The 4,531-nt window shown below is 69.3% G+C and carries 6 protein-coding genes; 5 read left to right on the top strand and 1 reads right to left on the bottom strand.

The genetic code is table 11. The features are described 5' to 3' along the window. The 4 genes from VIR15_RS18990 to pucL all read left to right on the top strand — a co-directional run. On the top strand, window positions 1-1,057 hold a 1,057-nt coding region (locus tag VIR15_RS18990), incomplete at its 5' end, for a DUF6986 family protein (RefSeq protein WP_331930637.1). 77 nt (window positions 1,058-1,134) lie between these two features. Further along, window positions 1,135-1,644 carry a 2-oxo-4-hydroxy-4-carboxy-5-ureidoimidazoline decarboxylase gene (gene uraD / locus VIR15_RS18985; RefSeq protein ID WP_331930635.1) on the top strand — a complete coding sequence of 170 codons (510 nt, stop codon included), beginning with the start codon at window positions 1,135-1,137 and terminating at the stop codon, window positions 1,642-1,644. Then, window positions 1,641-1,985: a hydroxyisourate hydrolase gene (uraH, locus tag VIR15_RS18980; protein WP_331930633.1), complete on the top strand. Its 345-nt coding sequence runs from the start codon at window positions 1,641-1,643 to the stop codon at window positions 1,983-1,985. Before uraD ends, uraH begins: the two co-directional genes overlap by 4 nt. Before the next feature lie 5 nt (window positions 1,986-1,990). Further along, window positions 1,991-2,896 (top strand): factor-independent urate hydroxylase, encoded by a 906-nt coding sequence (gene pucL / locus VIR15_RS18975; protein WP_331930631.1) that lies wholly within the window; start codon window positions 1,991-1,993, stop codon window positions 2,894-2,896. A gap of 141 nt (window positions 2,897-3,037) precedes the next feature. Here the strand turns inward: pucL and VIR15_RS18970 are convergent, their stop codons facing one another. Beyond that, a complete protein-coding gene (locus VIR15_RS18970) occupies window positions 3,038-3,880 on the bottom strand; it encodes a bifunctional allantoicase/(S)-ureidoglycine aminohydrolase (RefSeq protein ID WP_331930629.1) in 843 nt (280 codons plus the stop codon). 43 nt (window positions 3,881-3,923) lie between these two features. On the opposite strand from VIR15_RS18970, the gene VIR15_RS18965 reads away from it, so the two are divergent. Beyond that, on the top strand, window positions 3,924-4,531 hold a 608-nt coding region (locus VIR15_RS18965; protein ID WP_331930627.1), incomplete at its 3' end, for an amidohydrolase family protein.

The following is a 4,531-nucleotide window of genomic DNA, read 5'->3' as shown; positions in this document are numbered from 1 at the left end:
CGACGCGCGGTCCTTCGCGCGTGCCGCTGGCCTGTCCGAGGAGATCGTGGCGGAGGTCTACCCTCGCGTGCGGACCAAGCTCGAGCGCGAGCCGATCGAGGACCTGCGCATCGACTTCGAGGACGGCTACGGGACGCGGCCGGACGACGAGGAAGATGCAGCTGCCGTGAGCGGCGCTGTGGCACTTGCTGATTCGGTCTCTGCTGGCGAAGCGGCGCCGTTCCACGGCATCCGGTTCAAGTCCTTCGAGGCGCCGACCCGACGGCGTGGGCTGCGGACGCTGGACCTGTTCATCGGGGAGCTGGCCCGGCGTGGCCGGCTCGGGGACGGCTTCGTCGTGACGCTGCCGAAGGTCACGTCGGTCGACCAGGTGTCGGCCATGGTCACGACCTGTCAATGGCTGGAGTCCTCGCACGGGATCGCTCCCGGTCGGCTCCGCTTCGAGGTCCAGGTCGAGACGCCGCAGGCAATCCTCGGTGCGGACGGCACGGCGCTCGTCGCCCGGATGATCCATGCCGGTGCGGGGAGGGTCACGGGACTGCACTACGGGACCTATGACTACTCCGCGTCGATGGGGATCGCTGCGGAGTACCAGAGCATGGAGCACCCGGTCGCCGACCATGCCAAGGCTGTGATGCAGGTCGCCGCGGCAGGGACTGGTGTGCTGCTGTCGGACGGCTCGACCAACGTGCTGCCCGTCGGTGATGAGGAGGCCGTGCGCCGCGGCTGGGCCCTGCACGCCCGGCTGGTCCGCCGCTCGCTCGAGCGCGGCTTCTACCAGGGCTGGGACCTGCACCCGGCCCAGCTGCCGACCCGGTATGCCGCCACCTTCGCTTTCTATCGCGACGGCTTCGAGTCGGCCGCCGCGCGACTGCGGGCGTATGTGGGTCAGGGGGATTCGGCATATCTCGACGAGCCGGCCACCGCTGTCGCCCTGGCTGGCTTCGTGGTGCGGGGGGTCGAGTGCGGTGCAGTGGACGACGCCGAGGTGTCCGAGAAGGCCGGCCTCGACCGGGCCGCCCTCGCGCGCCTGGCCCGCCGCATCACCCCTGCCTGATCGAGTGAACAAGAAATGTAACGCGCGGGTTCTGCACACTCGACGGTTTGGCGGAGGCCGCGTAGGTTCGGGTCACGATGGACGGACTCGCGCGGATCAACAACGAGGAATCAGGGGCGCTCACCACGGCCCTGCTCGCCTGCTGTGACGTACCTGCCTGGGCAGCGGCCGTCGTCGCGGGCCGTCCGTATGCCAGTCTCGCCGACCTCATGGCCGAGGCCGACGCAGCCGCCCGGCGACTGAGCCCCGAGGAAGTCGGGCGTGCGCTGGCGGCGCACCCACGGATCGGGGAGCGCGCGAACCGGTCTGGGACGGAGGCCGGCTGGTCGCGCCAAGAGCAGTCCACGGTGTCACGGGACGAGCGGACCCAGCAGGAGCTGCTCCAGGGCAACCACGCCTACGAGGAGCGCTTCGGGCGGGTGTTCCTCGTCTGCGCGACCGGCTTGGGTGGCGACGAGATCCTCGCCTCGTTGCGGGAACGGCTGGGCAACGACGACGCGACCGAGGAAGCTGTCGTCGCGGAGGAGCTCCGCAAGATCGCGCTGCTCAGACTGCGCAAGCTCGTCGAGGAGGTCCCGACGCCATGAGCGCCATCACGACACACGTCCTCGACACCGCACTCGGTCGGCCGGCGGAGGGAGTGCCCGTACGACTCGAGGCGGTGCCTGGTGGCGCGGGATCGCCGCCGCAGACGCTCGGCACCGCAGCGACCAACTCCGACGGTCGCGTTCCCGAGCTGGGTCCGGATCACGTGGAGGCGGGCACGTACCGGCTCGTCTTCGACACCGCCGCCTACTTCGCGGCGACGAGCCAGACCGGGTTCTTCCCCGAGGTCAGCCTGACCTTCACGGTGCGCGACCCGGAGCAGCACCACCACGTGCCGGTGCTGCTCAGCCCGTTCGGATACTCCACCTACCGAGGGAGCTGAGAAGCATGGCCATCCGGCTCGGAGCCAACCAGTACGGCAAGGCGGAGGTCCACGTCGTGCGCGTCTACCGGGACACGCCCCGGCACGAGATCCGCGACCTGACGGTCAGCACCTCCCTGCGCGGAGACTTCAGCGCGGCCCATGCCAAGGGCGACCAGCGCGAGGTGCTGCCGACCGACACCCAGAAGAACACGGTGTTCTCCTTCGCGAAGGAGAAGGGCATCGAGTCGCCGGAGCAGTTCGGCCTCGAGCTCGCCGACCACTTCCTCACGGCGGCTCCCCGGGCCGACGGCGTGCGGATCGAGGTACGGGAAGCGGCGTGGAGCCGCATCGACGTGGATGGGCAGGGGCACGACCACGCTTTCGTCCAGACCGGTGGCGGCACCCGCACGGCGATCGTCAACGTTGACGGTCGGGGCGAGGACCGCCAGGCGCACGTCGTGTCGGGGATCAGCGACCTCGTTCTCCTCAAGTCGACGGGCTCGGAGTTCCACGGCTTCCTCAAGGACGGGTATACGACGCTGCCCGAGACGGACGACCGGATCCTCGCCACATCGCTCGTCGCTCGCTGGCGGTACAACTCGATGGATGTCGACTGGAGCAAGACCTACGACACGGTCAAGGCGCTGCTCCTCCGGCGTTTTGCCGAGATCCACTCCTACGCTCTGCAGCAGACGCTCTATGGCATGGGCGAGGCCGTGCTCGAGCAGGTCCCGGCGATCGACGAGATCAGGCTCTCCGCCCCGAACAAGCACCACTTCCTGGTGGACCTCTCACCCTTCGGCGTCGAGAACCCGGGCGAGGTGTTCTACGCGGCGGATCGGCCGTACGGGCTCATCGAGGCGACGGTCGAGCGCGACGACGCCACCGATCCCGGCTCGGCCTGGCACAGCACCCCCGGCTTCATCTGACGACGCAACACACCCGCCTACCGTCTGCTCGCAGCGGCTGCAACAGGAGCAAACGCACGATAAGCGGGTGTGTTGCGGCAGTGGAGGGCGGGAGGGCTGGGAGGAGGGGTGCCTGTGGGAGCGAGCTCAGCGGCATACGGGCTATGGAGTGATGCGCAGCGAAGGGTGGCGGTTGACGTCCTTGTAGAGCAGGTAACGGAACCGGCCGGGCCCCGCCGCGTAGCAGGCCTGGGGGCAGAATGCGCGCAGCCACATGAAGTCGCCCGCCTGGACCTCGACCCAGTCCCGGTTGAGCAGGTACATCGCCTTGCCCTCGAGGACGTAGAGCCCGTGCTCCATGACATGCGTCTCCGGGAAGGGAATGACGCCGCCGGGCTGGAAGGTAACGATGGTGACATGCATGTCATGGCGGAGGTCGGTCGGATCGACGAAACGCGTCGTCGCCCACGTCCCGTCGGTGTCGGGCATCGGTACAGCCTCGAGGTCCTGCTCGTTGAGGACGAGCGGAGGTGGCACTTCGAGGCCGTCGACGCGCTCGTATCGCTTGCGGATCCAGTGGAAGCGCGCCGGCTCGCCCCCGGTGTTGTGGAGGGTCCACCTCGAACCTGGCGGCAGGTATGCATAGCCGCCCTCGGTCAGCACGGTGAGCTCGTGTCGCGCGCCGTCGATGCTCAGGGTGACGCGCCCCTCGACGACGAAGAGCACGCCCTCCGCCTCTGTGTCCGGCTCGGGTCGGCCGCTGCCGCCGCTGGGGGACACCTCGACGACGTACTGGGCGAAGGTCTCGGCGAAGCCCGTGAGCGGCCGCGCGATGATCCACGCCCGGGTGCCGTCCCAGTGGGGGAGCAGGCTCGCCGTGATGTCGGACATCGTCCGCGCGGGGATGACGGCGTAGGCCTCGGTGAAGACCGCGCGGTCGGTCGTCAGGTCGGTCTGCTTCGGCAGGCCGCCTCGCGGGGCGTAGTAGCGCGGGCTGGGTTCCATGCCCCCATCTTCCTCACGACGTGCTCGGGCGGAGAGGTGAATCGTGGCCGTACTTGACCTGGTGATCCGGGGAGAGCGCGTGGTGGCTCCGGCCGGGGAGGAGGCGCGCGAGGTCGGCGTCGCTGCGGGGCGCATTGTCGCGGTCGAGCCGCTGGGGGCGGGGCTCGATGCGTCGCTCGTCGTCGATCTCGCAGAGGACGAGGTGTTGCTGCCCGGTCTCGTCGACACCCACGTCCACGTCAACGACCCGGGGCGCACCGAGTGGGAGGGGTTCGCTTCTGCGACCCGTGCCGCGGCCGCCGGTGGCGTCACGACGATCATCGACATGCCCCTCAACAGCATCCCGCCGACGGTCGACGTCGCGGCTCTCGAGGTGAAGCGCAAGACGGCCGAGGGCCAGACGTGGGTCGACGTCGGCTTCTGGGGCGGCGCCGTGCCGGGCAACGTAGCCAAGCTGCGGGCCCTCCACGAGGAGGGGGTGTTCGGGTTCAAGTGTTTCCTCTTGCCCTCTGGTGTGGACGAGTTCCCGCCTCTCGAGCTGGCGGAGCTCGTTCACGTGATGGCGGAGATCGCCTCGCTCCGCGGGTTGCTCATCGTCCACGCAGAGGACGCAGGGGCCATCGAGCGGGCTGCGGCTGGACCTGCGGCAGC

Source organism: Intrasporangium sp., from assembly GCF_036566125.1.
Lineage (GTDB): Bacteria > Actinomycetota > Actinomycetes > Actinomycetales > Dermatophilaceae > Intrasporangium.
This window is presented reverse-complemented; position numbering and strand designations above follow the sequence as displayed.